Source organism: Enterococcus sp. DIV0236 (genome assembly GCF_050558525.1).
GTDB lineage: Bacteria > Bacillota > Bacilli > Lactobacillales > Enterococcaceae > Enterococcus > Enterococcus faecalis.
This window is the reverse complement of sequence record NZ_CP187891.1, coordinates 1166521-1188703: the sequence shown is the minus strand read 5'-3', so window position 1 is coordinate 1188703 and position 22183 is coordinate 1166521. Positions and strand designations below refer to the sequence as shown.

Sequence of the window (22183 nt, the reverse complement as noted above, 5' to 3'; positions counted from 1 at the left end):
ATTCCTCCGTTGCTTATTATACCATTGTCAATTGAAGATGAAAACTTACACATTCGTGCAATCTACTGTTTTCTCTCCGTAATCACTTATAAAAAAGAACCCCCTTCAAAATCAATTTCATAACTTTGAAGAGGGCTGTCATTATTGCTATAAAGAGCATTCTCCTTATATTAATAATAGGGAAAACATTTTTAATTAGGCATTTGCCAACCAGTTTTCAACTTCTGCTAAGGCATCCGCAATCCCTGCTGGATTTTTCCCACCAGCTTGAGCCATATCAGGACGACCACCGCCGCCACCGCCAACTTTTGGCGCAATTGCTTTGATTAAGTCACCGGCTTTTAAGCCTTTTCCGTTCATGTCTTTTGTCATAGCCGCTAACAAGCTTACTTTTTCATCTTGTGCAGTTGCTAGAACTAGTACATCAGACAATTCTTTTTGTTTCCATTGGTCAGCCAATTGGCGTAATTGATTCATGTCTTTAACATTGACTTGAGCGGCAATATAACGAACACCATTGATGTCTTTGACATCTTTAAAAATGTCACCAGCTTGTTGGTTCGCTAATTTGCCTGCCAATTGTTCGTTTTCTTTTTGTAGATCACGTAATTGTTGTTGCAATTGCTCTGTTTTCGTAACCACTTCTTTTAATTGAGGTGATTTAACTAATGTAGCAATCTCTTTCAATTGACGTTCTTCTTCTTGTAAAAGTTGATACGCTTCTTTACTCGTCACTGCTTCAATACGGCGTACTCCTGCACCAATTCCAGATTCAGAAACAATTTTGAAAATCCCGATATCTTCTGTATTAGCAACGTGTGTTCCACCACATAATTCGATAGAGTAATCCCCAATATTAACTACACGGACTTCTTTACCATATTTTTCGCCAAATAACGCCATTGCGCCCATATTTTTCGCTGTATCAATATCTGTTTCAATTGTGACAACAGGAATAGCTTCCCAGATTTTTTCGTTAACGATGGCTTCCATCCGCGCTAGTTCTTCTGATGTAACTTGCCCAAAATGAGTAAAATCAAAACGTAGGTGTCCTGGTGCAACTAATGAGCCTGCTTGGTTGGCATGCTCTCCTAACACATCTTTTAAAGCACGATGCAATAAATGGGTTGCCGTATGGTTTTTCAAAATACGGGTCCGCATCCGTTCATCCACTTGCAATTGATAAATTTGGCCTTCAGCTAATGGTGCCAAAACTTCTACTTTGTGTAAAAATTGACCGTTTGGTGCTTTTTTCACATCCACCACGTTGGCAACGACTTCCCCTGCGGTATTTTTTACATAGCCGCGGTCAGCAATTTGTCCACCCATTTCAGCATAAAATGGTGTTTCAGCAAAAATTAATTCGGCTGTTCCTGCAGATGCTTCATTTACTAGTGCGTCACCTTGAATAATAACAAATAATTCACTATCATGTGTTAATTCTGTATAGCCAACAAATTTACTTTCTACTTTAATATCTGTTAATAAAGCAGATTGAACACCCATTGAAGTTTCTTTACTGCGGGCAGAACGAGCACGTTCACGCTGTGCTTCCATTTCTGTTTCAAACCCAGCATGGTCGACTTTTAAGCCTTCATCTTCTGCAACTTCTTCCGTTAATTCTACTGGGAAGCCAAAAGTATCATAAAGTTTGAAGATAATTTTTCCATCTAATGTATCGCCTTTTGCATCTTTAACTTCTTTAATAACCTCATTTAACATGCTTAAACCTTCATTGATGGTTTCATGGAAACGTTCTTCCTCTGTCCGAACCACTTTTTCGATGAAGTCTTTTTGTTGTAATACTTCTGGATAGTAGCTTACCATGATTTCGCCAACAACAGGCACTAATTTGTATAAAAAGGCTTCATTAATGCCTAATTTTTTCCCGTGCATTACCGCACGACGTAATAAACGACGTAACACATAGCCACGACCTTCATTTGAAGGAAGCGCACCATCACCAATTGCAAAGGACAAGGCGCGAATATGGTCAGCAATCACTTTAAAGGAAACATCCGTTTGCGGTGTATCTCCATATTTCACGTTGGTTCCTAAAGCTTCTACCGCATGAATGATTGGCATAAATAAATCAGTTTCAAAATTTGTTGGTGCATCTTGAATAATAGATACAACACGTTCCAAGCCCATGCCCGTATCAATGTTTTTATGTGGTAATGGTTCATACGTATCTTCTGGTGTATGGTTAAATTCAGAGAACACTAAGTTCCAAATTTCTAAATAGCGTTCATTTTCGCCACCAGGATAATTTTCTGGATCATCTTCTGGAATATCTAAAAATTCTTCGCCGCGATCATAAAAGATTTCCGTATCCGGACCACTTGGACCAGCACCGATATCCCAGAAGTTATCTTCTACATCAATAATATGGTCTTCAGATAAACCAACTTCATCACGCCAAATGCGTTTTGCTTCTGTATCTTTCGGATAAACAGTCACATATAATTTTTCTGGGTCAAAAGCAAGCCATTCAGCACCAGTTAAAAATTCCCAGGCCCAGTGAATCGCTTCATTTTTAAAATAATCTCCAATTGAGAAGTTCCCTAACATTTCAAACATTGTATGATGACGAGCCGTTTTCCCAACATTCTCAATATCATTTGTACGAATAGATTTTTGAGCATTCGTAATTCTTGGATTTTCTGGCACAACAGAGCCATCAAAATATTTTTTCAAGGTTGCAACACCAGAGTTAATCCATAATAATGTTGGATCGTTTACTGGTACTAAAGAAGCACTTGGTTCTACTGAATGTCCTTTAGACTTAAAGAAGTCTAAATACATTTGACGAACTTGACTACTTGTTAATTCTTTCATTGATTTTCCTACTTTCTATTAATAATTAACTATTTATGTTTTGTACCCTCTTAAGCGGCAGACTGTGAACACAAAAAACACCATTGCAGTCAAGGACGATTGCTCGCGGTACCACCTTGATTGCAATGATGTTGGATCATTACCTCTTAAGCTCTATAACGCAGAGTCGCGTTGATATTTCTATCAAGTCCATCTAAAGGGAGCAAGTAAATTTATCTGATGCCCTTCTCTCAGCAATGAACGGCTTTCTGTGATCAAAATAAGATTCCTCATATCCTTTAGCTTATAGTCAAAAGTATAAGAAAGATCTGCTAAAAAGTCAATTGTTTTCGTAGGAATCTTTCCTTACTGAGCTGTTTCAAATAACGTTTGCTCTAAATAAGGCAAAATTTGTTCATTTATTTGATACCCTTTTCCCCAAGAGGTTGTAATAATCTCTTCGTTCATACCTGCATCACTAAATTTTTGTTTCACTCGTTTACATACGAAAGACAGCTGCGATTTTGTAGAAGCATCTGGTTCTTTCTGCCAAAGCAAGCGACAAATTTGATCACGATCCAACCCTTCGTGGGCATGCTGATACAAGATTTTTAAAAAGCGTTGTTCGTTTTTTGTAAAGCGAATCTTTTTTACTTGGTCATCAAGTAGCTCGGCTGTGACTTCGGCAAAACTTTGATCGACAGTGTCAATTTTTTCACGAATATCTTCCAATGAATCTTTGAGGCCTAACCACCGGATAATACCTCTTTCCTGCCAAATCTCCGCTTCACGTTTATTACACATCGATTGTGAACGTCGATAAATCGGCTTCTCTAACGATGAAAGACTTCCTAATAATCTCAAGCAATCGTTCTGAGATAGTGTTTCGCTTAATACAATTGCATCAAAATAATTAAAAAAAGTTAACTCATGTTCTATAGTTTCTTCACAGCAGTTCGTACAAAAGACTTCATAATTTAAATGTTGTAATTGCTGCTGAAATGTTTGCTCAACTAAAATGTTCTTTGTTAATACCAAAATCCTTCTCATTTCTTCTTTCCTCCTAGAACTCTTTCTGCTACCAATAACTAAACGCACCAATCAAAATACGTTACCAAATCGCGTGTTTTCTCCATCGATTGGTTAATAAACACCTTTTTATCTTCATCTCTCTTCGCTCCTTTATTCTTTATTTTGGTGGTTATTTATATTATATTAGAAAATGATTTTTTTTGTGTGTAAAATTTTTTTATCCTCCGTAAAAAAAAATGAATTTCCTTTAATATCAACTAATAAAGCTGATTTTTTAACAAAAAAAGTGCCGAAACTTCCTACTTTTTGCTAAAACACGCCAAAAATTCTGTAATTTTATTATTTTTTTCTTGAGAAAACATCAAAATGTTGATGTTTAATACTAACATTTTGATGTTTTCGACAAAAATCTTTACAATTAATCGGTAATTTTCTCTACTTTTAACGATAACTACTTTTAAAAAAGAGTTATTTTAAAAGTGACTTAAATATTTATCATATAAAAAGTAAGGGACTAAAATCTTTACGATTCTAGTCCCTTACTTTTTATAATCTACAACGTTTTTAGTTAGAAGAATTCTTTTTTGCTTTTCTAGCAGAACGATCTTTTTGACGACGTTCAATTTTACGTTTTTTCTTATTGCTGTCTTCAATTGCCCAATTAATTTTTTTCTTGTATCCTGGTTTAATTTTTTTCTTTTTCTTTTTCACTAAACCAATTAACGTTGGGTCTAATTCTTCTCGAGATTTTTCTCGTTTTGTTCGACGGTTGCGATCATACGTCTCTACAATCTCACCATTTTTAATTTCTTTTGGTTTGAAAGAAACACCTAACTGCTCAATCTGAGTAATCGCATCATCATCCGCTGGTGAATATAATGTTATGGCAGTCCCATTCAATCCATTACGTCCTGTGCGGCCAACCCGATGGATAAAGAAGTCCAATTCATGTGGAACTTCTGCATTGATGACATGTGAAACCCCTTCAATATCAATCCCACGTGCGGCTAAATCAGTAGCTACCACATATTGGTAGTCAAGATTTTGAACTTGACGCATCACACGTTTTCTTTCGCGTGGTGTGATGTCTCCATGAATTTTGGCAACTTTTAGGCCCTGATCTTTTAAGTAATCGGTGATTTCATCAACTCTTTGTTTAGTATTTGCAAAAACAATCGCTAAATAAGGATGCCCGATAGTCAATAATTGATAAATTATTTGATTGCTGTTTTTTCCTTTGGTGGAAATCAACCAATTGTCAATTGTTTCTGAAATAACTGCTTTTGGTTTGATATGTTCAATCACTGGATTTTCTAAATATTTTTTTAAAAATGGTCGTAATTTTTCTGGAATGGTTGCAGAAAAAACGAGCATTTGTAATTTTTCTGGCAAACGACCAGCAATTTGATCGACTTCTGCTAAAAAGCCCATATCTAATGTCATGTCTGCTTCATCGACAACAAAGGCAAAAGCCGTATGCACTTTCAAGGCTTGTTCATTCATCATATCTAAAATCCGCCCTGGTGTACCAATCACCACATGAGGTTGCTGATGCTTTAATTTATTTAATTGACGTTGTTTATCTGTTCCGCCAACAAAATTTGACACTCGAATTTCTGGTTGACTGAAACGAGCCAGTTGCTGCGCTTCTTGATAAATTTGATTGGCTAATTCACGACTAGGCGCAGTAATCACAATTTGTACTTCGTCGATAGTTGGCTTAACTTTATCCATTAATGGAAGTAAAAAAGTATGCGTCTTTCCACTTCCTGTTTGCGATTGTCCAATGACACTTTTCCCTTTCTTAATGATTGGGATTAATTTTTCTTGGACTTCTGTTGGTTCTTCAAACCCTTTTTCTGCGAGTGCTTCGTTGATAAAAGGTTGAAATTGAAATTGTTTAAATGAAGGCACTTGCCTCACCTCTTCTCGTTAAATTCTTTATGCACTTTGGCATTATAACACAAAAACAACTTTTACTCACCTGCTGATTCCTTTGTTTTCGCAACTTCTAATGTACTGACTGTATAAGTGTGGCTGGCTTTTTCATAAAACAAACGCCGTTTTTTACGAATCAAGGTTAACAAAACGTTGATCAAAAACAGTAAATATAAAATTAAACAGAACAAATACAGAAGCAGTGACACCATTTGCAACATCCGATTAGAAGAATTCAATAAATCAGTGGCATTGGCTAGATAAATACTAATTAAACCATACACAAAATACAAATAACCGTAGCGAACAAACAAGGCTTTTAAACGAATTTTTTCATGTCCTGTTTCAACCACCCGAATGCGAACAACTTTTTTCCCTAACGTTTGACCATTTGTCAGTTTCATCATGACGATAAAGACCGCAAACACCATGATAAAGAACCACATCCGATCTGAAAAAATCGGATAATTGGTTGCCCAATTTTTATAAGCTGGAATGAAATTTAGTCCAAAAACGAGCAGGCCTTGCACAAAGCCAATCACCAACCAATCAATCCCCCATGCAAAGAAACGTCTCAACAGGCTAACTGTCTGCCCTTTTTCATAAGAGGTGGCATCAATTTCTTCTCGTGTTGGCAATAAAAAGGTAAAGAGTGGCGTCAACCAATAACCGACCATGCCTCCGACGGTATTATTAATTAAATCATTGACATCCGCCAAGCGATACGAACGTGGATAAATAAAATAAAGGCCAGATAACTGTGTTAATTCAAAAAATAATGACAATAAAAAACTCGCAAGAACTGTTTTTAAAAATGAACATTTGAAATAATACCGTAAATACACACCAAAAGGTAAAACTAATAAAACATTAAACAGTGGTTCTAAAACGGCATGCTGTTTTAATGCTGGCAAATACGTACTAGGATCTTTGATCGAAAAAACAGTTTCGTTTAAAATCCCTGAAATAAAATGAAAAGGCCGCAGTTCCATTGTTGGTCCTGTGTATTGAGCCACTTCTGCCCGAGATGGCAACGGTAAAATTACCAAGAAATAGGCACATAATAAATAAAAAACAAATGAATACAAAATCATTGCTCGTGTCCAAACAAATGAACCATATTTGCGGTATTCATAGATTAATAATGCCCCAGAAATAAAAAATGCTAGAAACGGGAAAATAATGATTGCCCATTTAATTGGTTCGCTATATACTGCCATAAAAATCCCTCCAAGATAAACAATTTCAAGTATGAATGCCTCAATAACACTATACTTGTTTCTAAAAAAATGTACCAACAATAAATTTTATTTTGCAAATCCTCTCCTTTGCAGTATCATTAAGAAAAAGGAGGACGTTCTCATGTTACAGCCATATTTCGCGTTTGGAGTGCCGCTATTTTTACTTGTGCTCTACTTACTCTTTGCACTGATTCACCGTCAAACAACGATTCATTATTTACGGTTTATTTTGTTACTTATTTCAACATTTCTCATGGTTTTTAGTTTCCAAGTATTGCAAGAATCATGGACCATCAACCCTGAAACGTTAAAAGATGCCGCTTATTCTCCGCAATGGTTATGGATTCCTTTAGGTATCGGGTTAATCCTCACACTTTACAACGCTTGGCACGGCCTTCGTACAATGATAAAATACAAGACCGATAAACATTAGTAAGAGTCTAGGACGATGGTTGTGTCCTAGACTCTTACTGTCTCATCATTCAAATGAAATTTAATTTTTCTTAACAAACTCTGATTTTAACTTCATTGGACCAAAGCCATCTACCTTACAATCGATGTTATGATCACCTTCCACTAAACGAATGTTTTTCACTTTTGTGCCTTGTTTAATTGCGCCACTGGCACCTTTAACTTTCAAATCTTTGATTACAGTAACACTGTCACCATCCGCTAAAAGATTGCCATTTGAATCCTTAACTACTAAGCCTTCTTCTGCAACTTCTTCTGTTGGTGACCATTCATGACCGCATTCTGGACAAATAAATAATCCGCGATCTTCATAGGCATATGCCGACCCACATTCAGGGCAGTTTGGTAATTGCTCTGTCATTAACGTTCTCCTTTGTAAAAAATAATTCTTTTTCATTTTACCTTATTTTCTAGTGAATGAAAAGTAGTCCTAATGATTTATCAACGTCCGATAACTACTTTCTAATTACTTATTTATTTTTGAGCCCACTCTTGGCAAGCTGCTTGGATTTCTTGGTAAATCACTTCAATTTCAGCCGCATCACGTGCATTAGCGCCACTTGCCAAAGGATGGCCGCCGCCATGATGTTTTTTGGCAATTGTATTAATGATTGGTCCTTTGGAACGTAACCGAACTCGATAATAACCTTCCGGCTGTTCAACAAAGATTGCCCATGAGAGAACATCTTCAATTTTTCCTGGCATTGAAACAATGGCTGCCGTTTCAGAATCGACAATATCATAACTGTTTAAAATACTTTGTGGTAAAACGACACGAGCAGCGCCATTTGCGTCGATTTCTAAATTTTGATAAATATAACCCGCTAATTTAGCAACCTTTAAAGGCATTTGGTCTAACTCACGATTTAAGTCTGCGGCATTAAAGTTAAACGTACGCAATTGTGCAGCGACAGCGAGTGTATGCGCCGAAGTGGAAGGATAAAGAAAACGTCCTGTATCCCCCACAATCCCAGCATACAATAAACGAGCTGCATTATCTGTCATCGTTAATTCTGCTAAATGCTGTTGCCAAAAATCAACAATAATTTCACTACAACTACTTGCATTTGTATTCACCCAAACTAAATCTCCATAAGGTTCATCATTCGGATGATGATCGATTTTAATTAATTGATCGCCTAAAGAAAAACGCGCATCACTAATTCGTGGAGCATTTGCAGTATCTGTTACAATGACTAATGCACCTCGATAGACATCGTCAGTAATAACGTCCATTTCAGCTAAAAACTCTAAGCCTTCCACTGGTCCGCCTACTTGATAAATATTTTTTTCAGGAAAGCTCGCTCTTAAGAGTTCTGCTAACCCAACCTGTGAGCCAATTGCATCTGGATCGGGCCTTTGATGTCTATGAATAATAATTGTTTCATATTGTTTAATTGCTGCCATAATTTCTTTTACTACGTCCATTCTTTGTAGCCTCCTACGTTCTCTCCATCACTTGGCAAACAACAATTGCTTTTGCCACAATGACATTTTCTAAATAAACTTCAATATCTAATTTTGCAGAGCGACGGCCAATTTCTAAAATCCGTGGACGAATGTCCAATTCACTTTCCAACTGGATTAGCCGCAAATAATGTAGATTCACTTGTTCAATTAATACATTTCTTTTTTGATTCATCAACATTGTTCGTTGTGTCACGTTAGAAATAATTTCACTTAGGACACCAAACGAGATGGTACCAACACTGTTAACCATTTGGGGCGCAACCGAAAAACGAAAACGGGTTGTTTCTTTGCCATTTTCTTCAACAGGCATCACTTCCCCGGAAATTTGATCTGAAATTGTATCTGCAATTTGTGGTTGTCGTTGCACCAATTGCATAGCTTTCATCACATCTTGGCGAGAAACAATCCCAACAAGCGCTAAATCATCTTCCACCACCGGCATGACTTCTAGACCATCCCAAATCATTTGATGACTGACACTCGCTACACTCATCATCTTTTTCACAACATTGGGATCCTTTGTCATGACTTTATCCACGGTTAAATGTTCACTTTTACCAATGACATCTTTGGCTGTGACAATCCCCACTAAACGTAATTTCTTATTTACTACTGGGAAACGAGAATGATGGGTACTTTCAGATAATGCCTGATAATCTGCAATCGTCTGAGTTGTCAATAAATAATTGGTTTTTTCAAGCGCTGTATAAATATCACTGACGAGTAAAATGTCTTTTTTAATCAGCTGATCACTTAAAGCACGGTTAATCATAGTAGCCACAGTAAATGTATCATATGTGGTTCTCAAGACAGGCATACCCAGACGATCTGCTAACTGCGCAATCTCTTCAGATGTTTCAAATCCACCTGTAATTAAAACGGCTGCCCCATTTTCTAAAGCAAGCTTTTGCACGCCTTGGCGGTTACCAACAATCATTAAGGATCCGGGAGTAATATATCGCGTCATCGCGGTTTCTGTCATCGCACCAATTACAAATTTATTAAGGACTTTGTCTAGACCAGAGCTACCGCCTAACACATCCCCTTCAATAATCCGGACCACTTCACCAAATGTTAATTTTTCAATATGTTTTTTTAACTTCCGCTCAATTCGTATCGTACCAACACGTTGAATGGTGGAAACAAGCCCAATATTTTCTGCATCTTTGATGGCCCGATACGCTGTTCCTTCACTAACACTTAAACTTTTGGCAATGCTTCGAACAGAGATTCGATCGCCAATTGGTAATTCTTCAATATGTTTTAAAATTTGATCATGTTTCGTCGCCATAATTTCCTCCTAAACTAGGATCGTCTCTCCTGGGTTTAATACTTTCCCGCCAACTACTTGCTCTACGAATATTGCTGGATTTTGTTGGATAACAGGAAAGGTATTGTAATGAATTGGAATGGTTATTTTGGGATTTAAGTAAGAGACTGCTTGTAGCGCATCCTCTGGTCCCATCGTGTAATTATCGCCAATTGGTAAGAACGCTACATCAATGGATTTGTCTTTTGCAAAAAGGCGCATATCTGAAAACAACGCCGTATCACCAGCGTGATAAATTTTTTTATCTTCTGCTTCTAAAATAATCCCACTTGCTTCGCCCATGTAGGTCATTACGCCGTCTATTTCATAACCGGAACTATGCAAAGCTGGCACAAATTTAACCGAACCAAAAGGAAAGACATAACGCCCACCTAGATTCATTCCATGCGCTTTTACCCCTTGCGACTGTGCATACGTAGCCACTTCAGCTATCGCAATAATCGTTGCCTTGTTGGCTTGAGCAATTGCTAGCATATCGCCAATATGATCGCTGTGTCCGTGGGTGATTAAGATGTAATCAGGGTGTAAATCTTCAAGTGAAACGTCCGCTAAAGGGTTGCCATTAATAAAAGGATCAAATAAAAGGTTCGTGCCGTCGTTTAGACGAATTTCAATACATGAATGTCCATGTCCTATCAGTTCCATTTGTATTCCTCCTACGGTATTTTCTACACACTCTTATGATAATTAATCGTCAAATTCATTCTTAAAAGTAGTACAGTTTAGTACAGTTTAGTACAGTTTACTTTCTTTATTGTAACAGAGAATTAGAAATATACAATCGCATTTGCTTATTTTCTTAGCTAGTAAAGAAACAGACGAGAAAAATCATGAATCTTTCTCGTCTGCTTCTTTTTACTTATTTGGTTGTTTTCCGAAAACGTAAAATCGTTAATATAAAGGCCGCCACACATAATAGAAAGGCGACAAAAAAGGTTTCACGCATTCCCACAATAAATATATCTGGGCGATTAGCCAGATACGTGGTTACTCGTTCACCATAGGCTTCGCTCATACCACGATATAAAATGGTCGTTGACAACGCAATCCCAATGACCATTCCTAAGTTTCTAGCAAAAGAATTCATACTTCCTGCTACACCTAAATCTTGCTTTTCAACACTGCTCATAACCATTGTATTGTTTGGAGACTGGAAAAGTGCATTTCCCAAGCCCATAATGGCTGTTGCAATCACATAATACCAGATAGGCGAATTCATATCTAAAAACATATACATTAACGACGTACAGCACAAAAGCAACAATCCGCCAAATGTTAAAATACCTGGGCCAATTTTATCCGTCAAATAGCCACTCAGAGGAGCCCCAACCACCATTAATAACGGAAATACCATCATTAATAGACCAGCATAACTAGCACTTAGTTTGCGTGCATCCTGCAAATAAAATGGAATGACAACATTTACAAAAAAGTTTGAGGCAAAAATTAAAACGGCGGACAATAAACTTAAAGTAAAAATTTTGTTTTTAAAAATTGCGAACTTAATAAGTGGGCTTTTTCTTTTTCGTTCAACCATTATAAATAATCCTAATGCGATTACTGCAATAATGAACAATAAATAGGATTGTAACGAGCCAAACCCGCTCTCTTGTCCGAGGAAAATCCCGCCGAAGAACGTCATAATCGCAATGGCAATACAAGCAAATCCTGAAAAATCGATTTTTTCTTTTGTTTTTGTAATATCTTTTGGTAGAAACTTTTCACCAATTAAAATTGTAACTAGCCCCACAGGAACATTAATCCAAAAAATATACGACCAAGAAAAGTTTGATAAGATCAATCCACCAATCCCAGGACCAGCAATCGCGCCTAAAGAGACAAAGGCTCCTACTGCACCAAGCGCCCGCCCTCTTTCATTTAAAGGGAATACTTCCGTAATAATTCCTGAATTGGTCGCCATGGTCATGCTAGCACCAATACTTTGAACGACTCGCGCAAATAATAGAAAGCTCAGCGATTGATTAAAGCCACAAAGTAACGAACCAATCGTAAAAATAACCGTGCCAATTCGATAAACTTTTATTTTTCCAAAACTGTCGCCAATTTTTCCAAATAATAATAAACAAGCACAGACAACCATTAAATAAATAGATACGACCCATTCCGCTTGATTCATGGGTACGGACATTTCTTTTGAAATAGTCGGTAAAGCAATATTTACAATGCTGGAATCTAATGTAGACATGAAGGTAAACATAGCCACAGAAACTAAGATCCACCAACGATTTTTCTGCACTTCAGAATCCTCTTGGTAACTTTTAATTTTCTCCATTGATTCATCCCCTCTCGCTCCAAAACAGTTTACTTACTAATAATAACTCTATTTCTTCTTTTTTTCATCGGAAATTTTCTAAAAAATCACTCATGAGATGTTCACCTTCTTATTACACGCTCACAATTGACAACCATTCGCTTTTACGCTAATTTAAAATTAGCAAACGGAAAACACAAGGAGGACTTGAAATGACCTTAATTTCTCGCATTAAACAACTAGCTCAGTCAAAGCTATTAACCCTCGCCCAATTAGAAAGAAACGTCGGCATTTCCAATGGACAAATTCGTCGTTGGGATACCTCTTCGCCTAAAGTAGAGAATCTTTTAAAAATAGCAGACTATTTTTCTGTTTCCTTGGACTATTTAATGGGCCGCACCCAACAAACAGAGATTAATCATCAGGCACCTATGACAAGCACACAAAAAGAGTTACATATTCACATTACTACGGAAGAGTTAACAGAAGAAGAAATTACTCAGTTAGAGGAAGAAGCAAATCGTTTCTTGCGGTTCCGTAAATTTGAAATGACAAATTCTTAAAGAACGTTCACTTCTCCTAGTCAATTGATAGCAAAAACTAGAACCTAAACAAAAAAAACCACCACGACCGTCGTCTGTGGTGGAAATGAAGGTTGTTATTTACTCTTGGTAGGAGTAAGTATGAAAAAACCAATTCGGGATAATTGGCATAACGTAAGTATAGTAGTTTGTGCCTTTTTTATCATGAGTTTCAGCTATATTTTTTATAAAACTTTTATTAGAACACCATTAACAGTCCTTTATTTAGATTCTTTAAAGCGTTTTCTTTTATTGAACATATTGTTTTAAACATTCGATTTCCTGTGCTACACTTACTTTTAGAAGGGGGATTTTATTATGGCAAATCAAAAAAAAGATAGCTTATCAACATTATTTTCTGAAGAAGTTCATGGACCGTTTGTTACTTTCTTGTTTAACACCCATGTCGCTCATCAAAACGTAGAAAAAGATTCGCTTGTTTTGAAAAATTTTGCAAAAGCGGCAAAAACACGCTTTGAAAAAAAATTTCCTAAGGAAAAATGGGTTGTTTTCCAAGAAAAAATTGACGCACTTCTAGCTGATGCTTCCTTCTGGCGCAACGGCACAGCAAGTGTTTCAATCATCTTATCTCCAGAAAACACCTTTGTTCAACGATTAGATGTGCCCGTTGACGATCAATATTACGTGGACACGATCCCTTATTTACTTGGACTAGTCAAAGACAAACAATTTAACTACCATTATTACCTACTTGCTCTAAATCGCGATTCAATGAAACTTTACAAAGTCGATCATACGACTGTGACTCCTGTTGAATTGCCTAAAGACGCGCCAACAGACGTGGTCACAGCTTTAGGTGATGAATTAACGGGGGGTAATTTAAACTTTTCCACTCAAGGTAGTTCTAACGGTTCTAAAGAAGGTGTCGCTTATCATAGCATCAATACTAAAGATAAAGAAGTTGAAATTGATTGGGTGAACTACTATCAAGCAGTCGATACTTTCTTAAAAGATCAACTGGATAATCCTGAAAAATTACCGCTTTATCTTTATGCTTTACCAGAAAACCAAACACTCTTTAAAAAGATTGCTAAAAATCCTTATTATGATTGCTCAATTTCAGTTGCTGCTTCACCTGCACAAGCAACCATTCAAGATATCCGCAGCGCTAGTGAAAAAATAGCTGCAGAGTTAACAGAAAAAGAAACAGCTTCTTATAACAAATTACTAGATCGTAAATTCTTAGATCAATTTACAGATATTTCGCCAGCGGCAGCTGACGGCAAAATTTCCCATCTTTTTATTGCAACGTCACTCTTTGTTACTGAAAACAATGAAATGTCATCTGAAGAGTATGATCGTCGCAAACTTTTAAACACCATTGCTTACCAAGTTATTCAAAATGGCGGTCAAGTTTTTGTTTTAGACCAAAAAGCTGCACCAGATGAAAAATCTTTAGCGGCTATCCTCCGTTATTAAAAACAGGCAAAAAGCCCATTGTAAGAAAGCGCCTTACAATGGGCTTTTTTTCTGAGACTTATTGAAACAGCACTATAACAGCCTTATCTTCACTTTCTAGTTTTTAAAAAACATCCGATAAAAAAGAAAATAAGGTTATCGCTATACAAAAACCAGTTAGTATGCTATAGTAATAGATGTAGTTTTTGTTCGGTAATATGGGTAGCTGTTTCAAATAAACATCTTCCACATTTTTCACCTTTCAAGTAATTGCAAAATATGAATGTGTTATAACACACATCTAGGAGGATATTTATTATGGAAACAGGTACAGTAAAATGGTTTAACTCAGACAAAGGCTTTGGCTTCATCACTGCAGAAAACGGAAACGATGTATTCGTACATTTCTCAGCTATCCAAGGTGACGGCTTCAAAACTTTAGAAGAAGGTCAAGCAGTAACTTTCGAAATCGAAGAAGGTCAACGTGGCCCTCAAGCAACTAACGTTACTAAAGCTTAATTAAACAATACTGACTCAAAAACCTGACGTTAATCGTCAGGTTTTTTTTATAAAAAAAGAACAAGAAAACTTTCTGAAACTAAGTGCTTCCTCTATTTTTTTTGAAGAGTTTTCGTTATACTGAAGAGGAAAAATGTTTTAAAGGAGTTTATTTATGCAATTTTATGGTGATTTAACCTTTTTAGGTGTTTATTTATTGGGTCTCTTTTTCATTCCCTCGTGGCGGAAAAAGAAAAAAGAACACGATTGGTTGCCGTGGATGTTTGGCTGGACCGTCTTTATGTTCTTCTCATATGTTTTATATTTAGAAATCATTCGTGGCACAGCCTTCTTTTTAATTCCCATTGCTTTTTTTAGCTTGTTTGCGCTCTTCTACTTCAAAGAAAAAAGGCGTTTACTGAATGGAACATTATTTAATATTTTTCTTGTGGTTCTGGCGACTTATTTAGGGATTACTGCGATTCGTACAAACAACTACTTTCTAATCACCTTAGCAATTATTGCCCTGCTGGCAATTTTTATCGCTTTGGCTTTAGGACTCTATGCCTTAATTATTTTCCTCTATTGGAATGCGGTCGTTGTTATGAGAAAAGAAGGTCGGTCTCTAGGGAACTTGTTGACGTTGTTGCTGGCAATTGGCTTAACATTACTATTAATTTATAATTTCTTTTTTCAATCGTTGTTACCAACTTGGCTCTCCTTACCATTAACTATTGCGCCATTTATTTTGACTTATTTCGCGTTTGTTTTTTATAATTTTTTAACTGTTTCTACGTTGTATCAATTTAATCAGCCAAAATATACACAGGATTATATTGTTGTGTTAGGTTCGGGGTTAATCAATGGTGAGATTGTGCCGCCGTTATTGCAAGCCCGCATCAACAAAGCCATTCAATTTTACAAGGCTCAAAATCGCGCAACGTTAAATCCGCCAAAAATCGTCATGTCTGGTGGCCAAGGTCCCGATGAATTACTTCCTGAAAGTGTCGCGATGAAAATGTATGCTTTGACACAAGGTATTCCTGATGATGATATTTTAGTAGAAGCTCATTCAAAAAACACACTAGAAAATATGCGTTTTTCCAAAGAAACAATGATTGAGGATTTTGGAAATGCTAATTTCCAAGCCATTTTTACTACAAACAATTATCACCTTTTCCGAGCGGGTCTTTTCGCTCGAATGGCTGGCTTAAAAGCTGATGGCATTGGTGCAAAAACCGCTTTTTATTTTTTACCTAACGCGTTTATTCGAGAGTTCATCGCCATTGTAGTGATGTACAAACGCCGCCATATTATTGTTTGCGGCCTAGCTGCCATCGGTATGGTTATGTTATTCTTAACAGGATTGATTATTCAGTAAAGAAGGAGTTTCCCCTATGAGTTTGTATCAAAAATTTATTCAAAATGAACGTTTGCGACGTTTTTGCGTCCTTGCTTTGATTATTTTTGTGCTTTATTTATCCAGAAGTATGATTACAACAATTCTTTTAACATTTATCTTTACCTATTTAGCTGTTCGTTTGGTCCATTTTGTTCAACGCTATATGAAAATCCCGACGATTGTCATCGTTCTCTTAACCTATGCATTGGTTGTTTTTCTAATCTATTTAGCGATTACTAAATATGTTCCCGTTCTAGTTAACCAAACGACTCAAATGATTAATTCTGTAGTTGATTTTTATCAAAGTCCACATACAGATACAAATCAAGTATTGCAATTTATTGATCAATACTTGGAAAAATCTAACTTACTCTCTCAACTCCAGAATGGTGCTTCAATGATTTTACGCTACATTCAAGATATTGGCGCTGTCGGTTTATCATTTGTCATGTCCTTTATTTTAAGTTTCTTCTTTATGATTGAGAAGAAGCAAATGGCCGATTTTTCTAAGTTATTTTTAAAAAGTGATTTTGATTGGTTTTTTCAGGATATCTATTATTTTGCCAACAAGTTCGTCAACACATTTGGTGTCGTAATGGAAGCTCAGTTTTTCATTGCTGTGGTGAATACAGTCATTACTACCTTGGCCTTGGCGATAATCGGCTTTACTCAGTTACCTAGTTTAGCTATTATGATCTTCATTTTGAGCTTAGTCCCAGTTGCTGGTGTGATTATTTCCTGCATTCCGCTAAGTTTCATCGCTTATTCCCAAGGTGGCTTGAACGATGTGATTTATATCTTAGCTTTAATTACAATCGTCCATTTATTTGAATCTTACGTGCTAAATCCTAAATTCATGTCTAGTAAAACAGAGTTACCAATCTTTTATACGTTTGTCATTTTATTAGTTAGTGAGCGTCTTTTTGGTGTATGGGGACTTATTGTAGGAATTCCTGTTTTCACTTTCTTCTTAGATGTCTTAAAAGTAAAACCAATTCGTGGCCTGAAACGGCTACCTAATGTGAAAAAAAATAGTTCAGCAGAATAATTTCTGCTGAACTGTTTTTTTATTGTTTTCTTAAATCATTTAAAATAGCCATGGCTCGGTCTTGGTTCATCGTTTTTTGACGTTTTAATTGTTGAGCGACTGCCTCAACTTCTTTACCAGTAGCTCCGACCGTCATCGCTAAAGAACGTGCTTGTAGAGCCATGTGTCCTTTTTGAATTCCTTCAGAGACTAAGGCCCGTAACGCCGCTAAATTTTGTGCCAAACCAACAGCCGCTACTACTCGACTTAGTTCTTTTGCATCCGTCACTGCTAACAAATCAGCAGCTGCTTGAGATTTAGGTAAGACTTTTGTGGCACCGCCAACCGTGGCTAAAGCAAGCGGAACTGAAATTTCACCAATTAGTTGTTCGCCATCCAGCGTCCAACTAGTCAAGCCTTGGTAGCGACCTTCCTTCACCGCAAAAGCATGACAAGAAGCGCTAACAGCGCGTGTATCATTTCCTGTAGCTAAAACGACAGCTTCAATGCCATTCATGATCCCTTTGTTATGCGTGACTGCCCGATAAGGATCTAATGAAGCATAGCGTGAAGCTAAAACAATTTTTTCAGCAATTTCCCGGCCATTGCTCCCCTTACTTAAACGTGAAACTGGAATAGCCGTTTTCATCGTAACAACCGACTCCGTGGCATAATTACTTAAAATACTGAATAAAATCTTTTGCTCCGCAAACCATTCACGGAACAACTCGGCCACACCTTCCAACATAGCGTTAACGATATTTGCCCCCATTGCATCCTTAACATCTACTAAAAAGTCGACAGATATAAATGATTCATCAAAAGCACGATACTGCAAATCTCTTAAGCCGCCGCCGCGTTTTACGATAGATGGATAACTTAACTCTGCTTGTTGAAAAATTTCCGCTTCTCTTACTTGTAGTTTATCAATCAATGACTCGGGATCTGCAACATCGTAAAAAACGATTTGTCCACGCATTAAACGTTGTTGATTCACTGTTTTAAATCCTTGTGCTATTTTTGCACCATTACTCAAAGCCGCAATCACTGAGGGCTCTTCTGTCGCCATTGGTACCAAATAATCAGTTTCGTCCACTTTTAAATGTAAGCCAATGCCCATCGGCACTTCTGTTTCACTGATTTGATTTTCAATCATATGATTGGCAATCTGCGAAGATAAAGCCGTATTTTCAAATTCTTTTTTTGTATCAGCAGAAATCTGGCCTTCATTAAGAAGAGAAGCCAGGCGTTCCTCAGGACTCATTTGATAAAATCGGCTGTTTTTTTTTTGCTGAGGTCTCTCTAGTAGCATAGCGAGTCCTAAGCCACCGCCGATACATAAAGAAGCCACGCCATATTTCTTTTCTTTTTGATTTAATTGATAACTTAAACTCGTTAATAAACGAGCACCTGTGGCACCAATCGCATGACCTAATGAAATACCGCCACCATAAATGTTGACCTTTTCCTCTGGTAAAGCCAGTTCTCTTTGGACCACGATTGAAGTTGCTGCAAATGCTTCGTTGATTTCATACAGATCAATTTCTTCCGTAGTAAGTTGATTGCGCGCTAACAGTTTTTGAATGGCTTTAATCGGCGAAATTCCCATATAGGCTGGATCAATACCGACTTCCACACTGTCTCGAATAATAGCTAAATAAGGAAGACCGTGTGCTTCGGCATATTCTTGTGAAGCAATAATCAAAGCAGAAGCCCCATCATTAATGGTTGATGCATTCCCTGCTGTTACAGTACCGTCTTCTTTAAAAACTGTTTTAAGCGTTCCTAGCTTCTCAACGCTCGAATTAGGGCGAATCCCTTCATCTTTCTCCACAAGCGTTCCTGATACTTCTAAAGGGGCTATTTCGTCAGCGAATATCCCTTCTGCTTGTGCTTGAGCTGCTTTTAATTGTGAATGTACAGAAAATTGATCTTGCTCTTCTCTAGTTACATGATACTTTTCGGCCACATTTTCAGCAGTTAAGCCCATTGCCTGACCACTAAAGGCATCCGTTAACCCATCATACATCATACTAGAAAAAGGCGCATCGTAGCTTTCTGTTTCGTAATTAAAACGTTGTAATTTAGGTGCTTGGGACATATTCTCAATCCCGCCAGCAATTAAAACTTCCGCTTCTCCTAATTGAATCAATTGTTTCGCCAAAATAACGGCCTTCATTCCTGATCCGCAGACCTCATTAACCGTCATTGCGGGAATTTCATGAGACAAACCGCTGTTTATTGCTATTTGTCGTGCGGGATTTTGGCCATTTCCAGCTTGTAAAACATTTCCAAAGATTACTTGATCAATTTCTTCAGAAATAGTGGAATGTCTTTTTAAAAGTTGTGTTGTAACATGTGTTCCTAAGTCTACGGCACTTACTTGACTTAAGCTGCCTTTATATTTTCCAATTGGTGTTCGTAATGCATCAATAATAACTACTGTTTTCAACTAAATGCACCTCCATCTTGAAATATATCATAAAATCCCAGAATCACAAGTGCCAATTACTGAATGTTAACAGACTTATAAGATATTTTTTAATAATCTATGAAGTTAATACAAAAATTCCCCATTTTGGTTCATTTCGTGCTATTTTATATAATGAATCTATTTATCGTAAAGGAGTTAAAGAAATGACAATTGGGATTGATAAAATTAGTTTTTTTGTGCCCCCTTATTATATTGATATGACGGCACTGGCTGAAGCCAGAAATGTAGACCCTGGAAAATTTCATATTGGTATTGGGCAAGACCAAATGGCGGTGAACCCAATCAGCCAAGATATTGTGACATTTGCAGCCAATGCCGCAGAAGCGATCTTGACCAAAGAAGATAAAGAGGCCATTGATATGGTGATTGTCGGGACTGAGTCCAGTATCGATGAGTCAAAAGCGGCCGCAGTTGTCTTACATCGTTTAATGGGGATTCAACCTTTCGCTCGCTCTTTCGAAATCAAGGAAGCTTGTTACGGAGCAACAGCAGGCTTACAGTTAGCTAAGAATCACGTAGCCTTACATCCAGATAAAAAAGTCTTGGTTGTAGCAGCAGATATTGCAAAATATGGCTTAAATTCTGGCGGTGAGCCTACACAAGGAGCTGGAGCGGTTGCAATGTTAGTTGCTAGTGAACCGCGCATCTTGGCTTTAAAAGAGGATAATGTGATGCTGACGCAAGATATCTATGACTTTTGGCGTCCAACAGGCCATCCGTATCCTATGGTCGATGGTCCTTTGTCAAACGAAACCTACATCCAATCTTTTGCCCAAGTCTGGGATGAACATAAAAAACGAACCGGTCTTGATTTTGCAGATTATGATGCTTTAGCGTTCCATATTCCTTACACAAAAATGGGCAAAAAAGCCTTATTAGCAAAAATCTCCGACCAAACTGAAGCAGAACAGGAACGAATTTTAGCCCGTTATGAAGAAAGCATCATCTATAGTCGTCGCGTAGGAAACTTGTATACGGGTTCACTTTATCTGGGACTCATTTCCCTTTTAGAAAATGCAACGACTTTAACCGCAGGCAATCAAATTGGTTTATTCAGTTATGGTTCTGGTGCTGTCGCTGAATTTTTCACTGGTGAATTAGTAGCTGGTTATCAAAATCATTTACAAAAAGAAACTCATTTAGCACTGCTGGATAATCGGACAGAACTTTCTATCGCTGAATATGAAGCCATGTTTGCAGAAACTTTAGACACAGACATTGATCAAACGTTAGAAGATGAATTAAAATATAGTATTTCTGCTATTAATAATACCGTTCGTTCTTATCGAAACTAAGTATTTAAATCCCTCGATTCAATCAACAAAAGAGCTAGACATTCAAGTTTTTGCTTGAATGTCTAGCTCTTTTTATGAAAGCCAAACTTCTTTGACCCCGTCTGTCACGGCGATACCATCTGTCAAAGCTAAACGTTGTGAATAAGAAACGTAGCCATAATAAACATCAACACCGCCGCCATTGTTCCAAGTAACAGTGATTTTAACATTTGGAGTAATCGATTTTGTAGCTGGTTGGGTCGTCGGGCGATAACTAGTCGTATCATAACTTAAAATAGTGCCCGAAGCTCCACTTATTTCGGCTTTTCCTGTGTAAATTTCGCCATTCGTATTCGTCTGCGTGACCGCTCCATTCGCTTCAATGATTAAACCCGCTTGCTTTTGATCTCCTCGTGGATAATAAAAAAGATACGTGGTTGCCCATTTAGCAAATTCATCTGGAATTGGTTTAAGTGATTCCGTTGGTGCCGGACTCGACTTCGTTTGCTTTTCAACCGCGACTTCTTCTTGTCTTTTTAAGCCTTCATTATTTTGATTATTTAGTTTCTCAACCGTTTCTTTAACGATCGAATAGTGTGGTTTCCCTAAATCGCTAACAGGGATCGTAGCTAATTTTTCTTCTGATTCTTTATATTGCCCCTCTGCCGTTAACTTTTTAGCTTCTGTAATAATGGCATCATACTTGGTTTGGTCTACGGAAGAGGATGTGCTTTGTCCCGTAGCTTCGACTTGTTTTGTGACACTGGTTTTTTCCGTGGTCACGTCTGACGAATTTCCACAAGCACTTACAAACATTGAGCTAACGATTAATAAACATCCCACAATCACATGCTTTTTCATCTTTAAATCCCCCATTTGTCTATCTTTGTTATTTTTTGTTACTTAAATTATCCCAT

18 protein-coding genes are annotated in these 22183 nt (G+C 37.2%); 7 read left to right on the top strand and 11 right to left on the bottom strand.

Going from position 1 to position 22183, the window contains the following annotated elements:
- Window positions 1–195 precede the first annotated feature (195 nt).
- The 4 genes from alaS to IGK27_RS05840 form a co-directional block, all read right to left on the bottom strand.
- Window positions 196–2838: an alanine--tRNA ligase gene (gene alaS / locus IGK27_RS05855; RefSeq protein ID WP_033626314.1), complete on the bottom strand. Its 2643-nt coding sequence runs from the start codon at window positions 2836–2838 to the stop codon at window positions 196–198.
- A 345-nt stretch (window positions 2839–3183) separates the two neighbouring features.
- Window positions 3184–3867 (bottom strand): helix-turn-helix domain-containing protein, encoded by a 684-nt coding sequence (locus tag IGK27_RS05850; RefSeq protein WP_002381934.1) that lies wholly within the window; start codon window positions 3865–3867, stop codon window positions 3184–3186.
- A 546-nt stretch (window positions 3868–4413) separates the two neighbouring features.
- Entirely contained in the window at window positions 4414–5772 is a 1359-nt protein-coding gene (locus IGK27_RS05845; RefSeq protein ID WP_016622251.1) for a DEAD/DEAH box helicase, read from the bottom strand.
- A 53-nt stretch (window positions 5773–5825) separates the two neighbouring features.
- On the bottom strand, window positions 5826–7007 hold the full coding sequence (locus IGK27_RS05840) for a VanZ family protein (RefSeq protein ID WP_010707619.1): 1182 nt from the start codon (window positions 7005–7007) through the stop codon (window positions 5826–5828).
- Between the two features lie 55 nt (window positions 7008–7062).
- On the opposite strand from IGK27_RS05840, the gene IGK27_RS05835 reads away from it, so the two are divergent.
- Window positions 7063–7461, top strand: a complete 399-nt coding sequence (locus tag IGK27_RS05835; protein WP_002382283.1) for a hypothetical protein — start codon at window positions 7063–7065, stop codon at window positions 7459–7461.
- Between the two features lie 60 nt (window positions 7462–7521).
- Here IGK27_RS05835 and IGK27_RS05830 read toward each other — a convergent pair whose 3' ends face one another.
- From IGK27_RS05830 to IGK27_RS05810, 5 genes are all read right to left on the bottom strand, one after another.
- Window positions 7522–7860, bottom strand: a complete 339-nt coding sequence (locus IGK27_RS05830) for a zinc ribbon domain-containing protein YjdM (RefSeq protein WP_002357741.1) — start codon at window positions 7858–7860, stop codon at window positions 7522–7524.
- A 113-nt stretch (window positions 7861–7973) separates the two neighbouring features.
- Window positions 7974–8927 (bottom strand): DHH family phosphoesterase, encoded by a 954-nt coding sequence (locus tag IGK27_RS05825; protein WP_002357742.1) that lies wholly within the window; start codon window positions 8925–8927, stop codon window positions 7974–7976.
- 13 nt (window positions 8928–8940) lie between these two features.
- Window positions 8941–10260: a DRTGG domain-containing protein gene (locus tag IGK27_RS05820; protein ID WP_002357743.1), complete on the bottom strand. Its 1320-nt coding sequence runs from the start codon at window positions 10258–10260 to the stop codon at window positions 8941–8943.
- 9 nt (window positions 10261–10269) lie between these two features.
- Window positions 10270–10944, bottom strand: coding sequence for a metal-dependent hydrolase (locus IGK27_RS05815; protein WP_002357744.1), 675 nt, complete (start codon window positions 10942–10944; stop codon window positions 10270–10272).
- Window positions 10945–11158: 214 nt separating this feature from the next.
- Complete coding sequence (locus IGK27_RS05810; protein ID WP_002357746.1) at window positions 11159–12592, bottom strand: MFS transporter; 1434 nt, start codon at window positions 12590–12592, stop codon at window positions 11159–11161.
- A 191-nt stretch (window positions 12593–12783) separates the two neighbouring features.
- Between IGK27_RS05810 and IGK27_RS05805 the strand changes: the two genes are divergently transcribed.
- From IGK27_RS05805 to IGK27_RS05785, 5 genes are all read left to right on the top strand, one after another.
- Entirely contained in the window at window positions 12784–13134 is a 351-nt protein-coding gene (locus tag IGK27_RS05805) for a helix-turn-helix domain-containing protein (RefSeq protein WP_033626313.1), read from the top strand.
- Window positions 13135–13470: 336 nt separating this feature from the next.
- Complete coding sequence (locus IGK27_RS05800) at window positions 13471–14592, top strand: hypothetical protein (RefSeq protein ID WP_033626312.1); 1122 nt, start codon at window positions 13471–13473, stop codon at window positions 14590–14592.
- 297 nt (window positions 14593–14889) lie between these two features.
- Window positions 14890–15090 (top strand): cold-shock protein, encoded by a 201-nt coding sequence (locus tag IGK27_RS05795; protein ID WP_002357750.1) that lies wholly within the window; start codon window positions 14890–14892, stop codon window positions 15088–15090.
- A 154-nt stretch (window positions 15091–15244) separates the two neighbouring features.
- Window positions 15245–16450: a YdcF family protein gene (locus tag IGK27_RS05790; protein ID WP_033626311.1), complete on the top strand. Its 1206-nt coding sequence runs from the start codon at window positions 15245–15247 to the stop codon at window positions 16448–16450.
- A gap of 16 nt (window positions 16451–16466) precedes the next feature.
- Window positions 16467–17519, top strand: a complete 1053-nt coding sequence (locus tag IGK27_RS05785; RefSeq protein WP_002357754.1) for an AI-2E family transporter — start codon at window positions 16467–16469, stop codon at window positions 17517–17519.
- Between the two features lie 19 nt (window positions 17520–17538).
- Here the strand turns inward: IGK27_RS05785 and IGK27_RS05780 are convergent, their stop codons facing one another.
- Complete coding sequence (locus tag IGK27_RS05780) at window positions 17539–19950, bottom strand: hydroxymethylglutaryl-CoA reductase, degradative (protein WP_075320338.1); 2412 nt, start codon at window positions 19948–19950, stop codon at window positions 17539–17541.
- Between the two features lie 185 nt (window positions 19951–20135).
- Between IGK27_RS05780 and IGK27_RS05775 the strand changes: the two genes are divergently transcribed.
- Window positions 20136–21287, top strand: coding sequence for a hydroxymethylglutaryl-CoA synthase (locus tag IGK27_RS05775; protein ID WP_002357756.1), 1152 nt, complete (start codon window positions 20136–20138; stop codon window positions 21285–21287).
- 72 nt (window positions 21288–21359) lie between these two features.
- Here the strand turns inward: IGK27_RS05775 and IGK27_RS05770 are convergent, their stop codons facing one another.
- Window positions 21360–22142, bottom strand: a complete 783-nt coding sequence (locus tag IGK27_RS05770; RefSeq protein WP_002394413.1) for a hypothetical protein — start codon at window positions 22140–22142, stop codon at window positions 21360–21362.
- Between the last annotated feature and the right edge of the window lie 41 nt (window positions 22143–22183).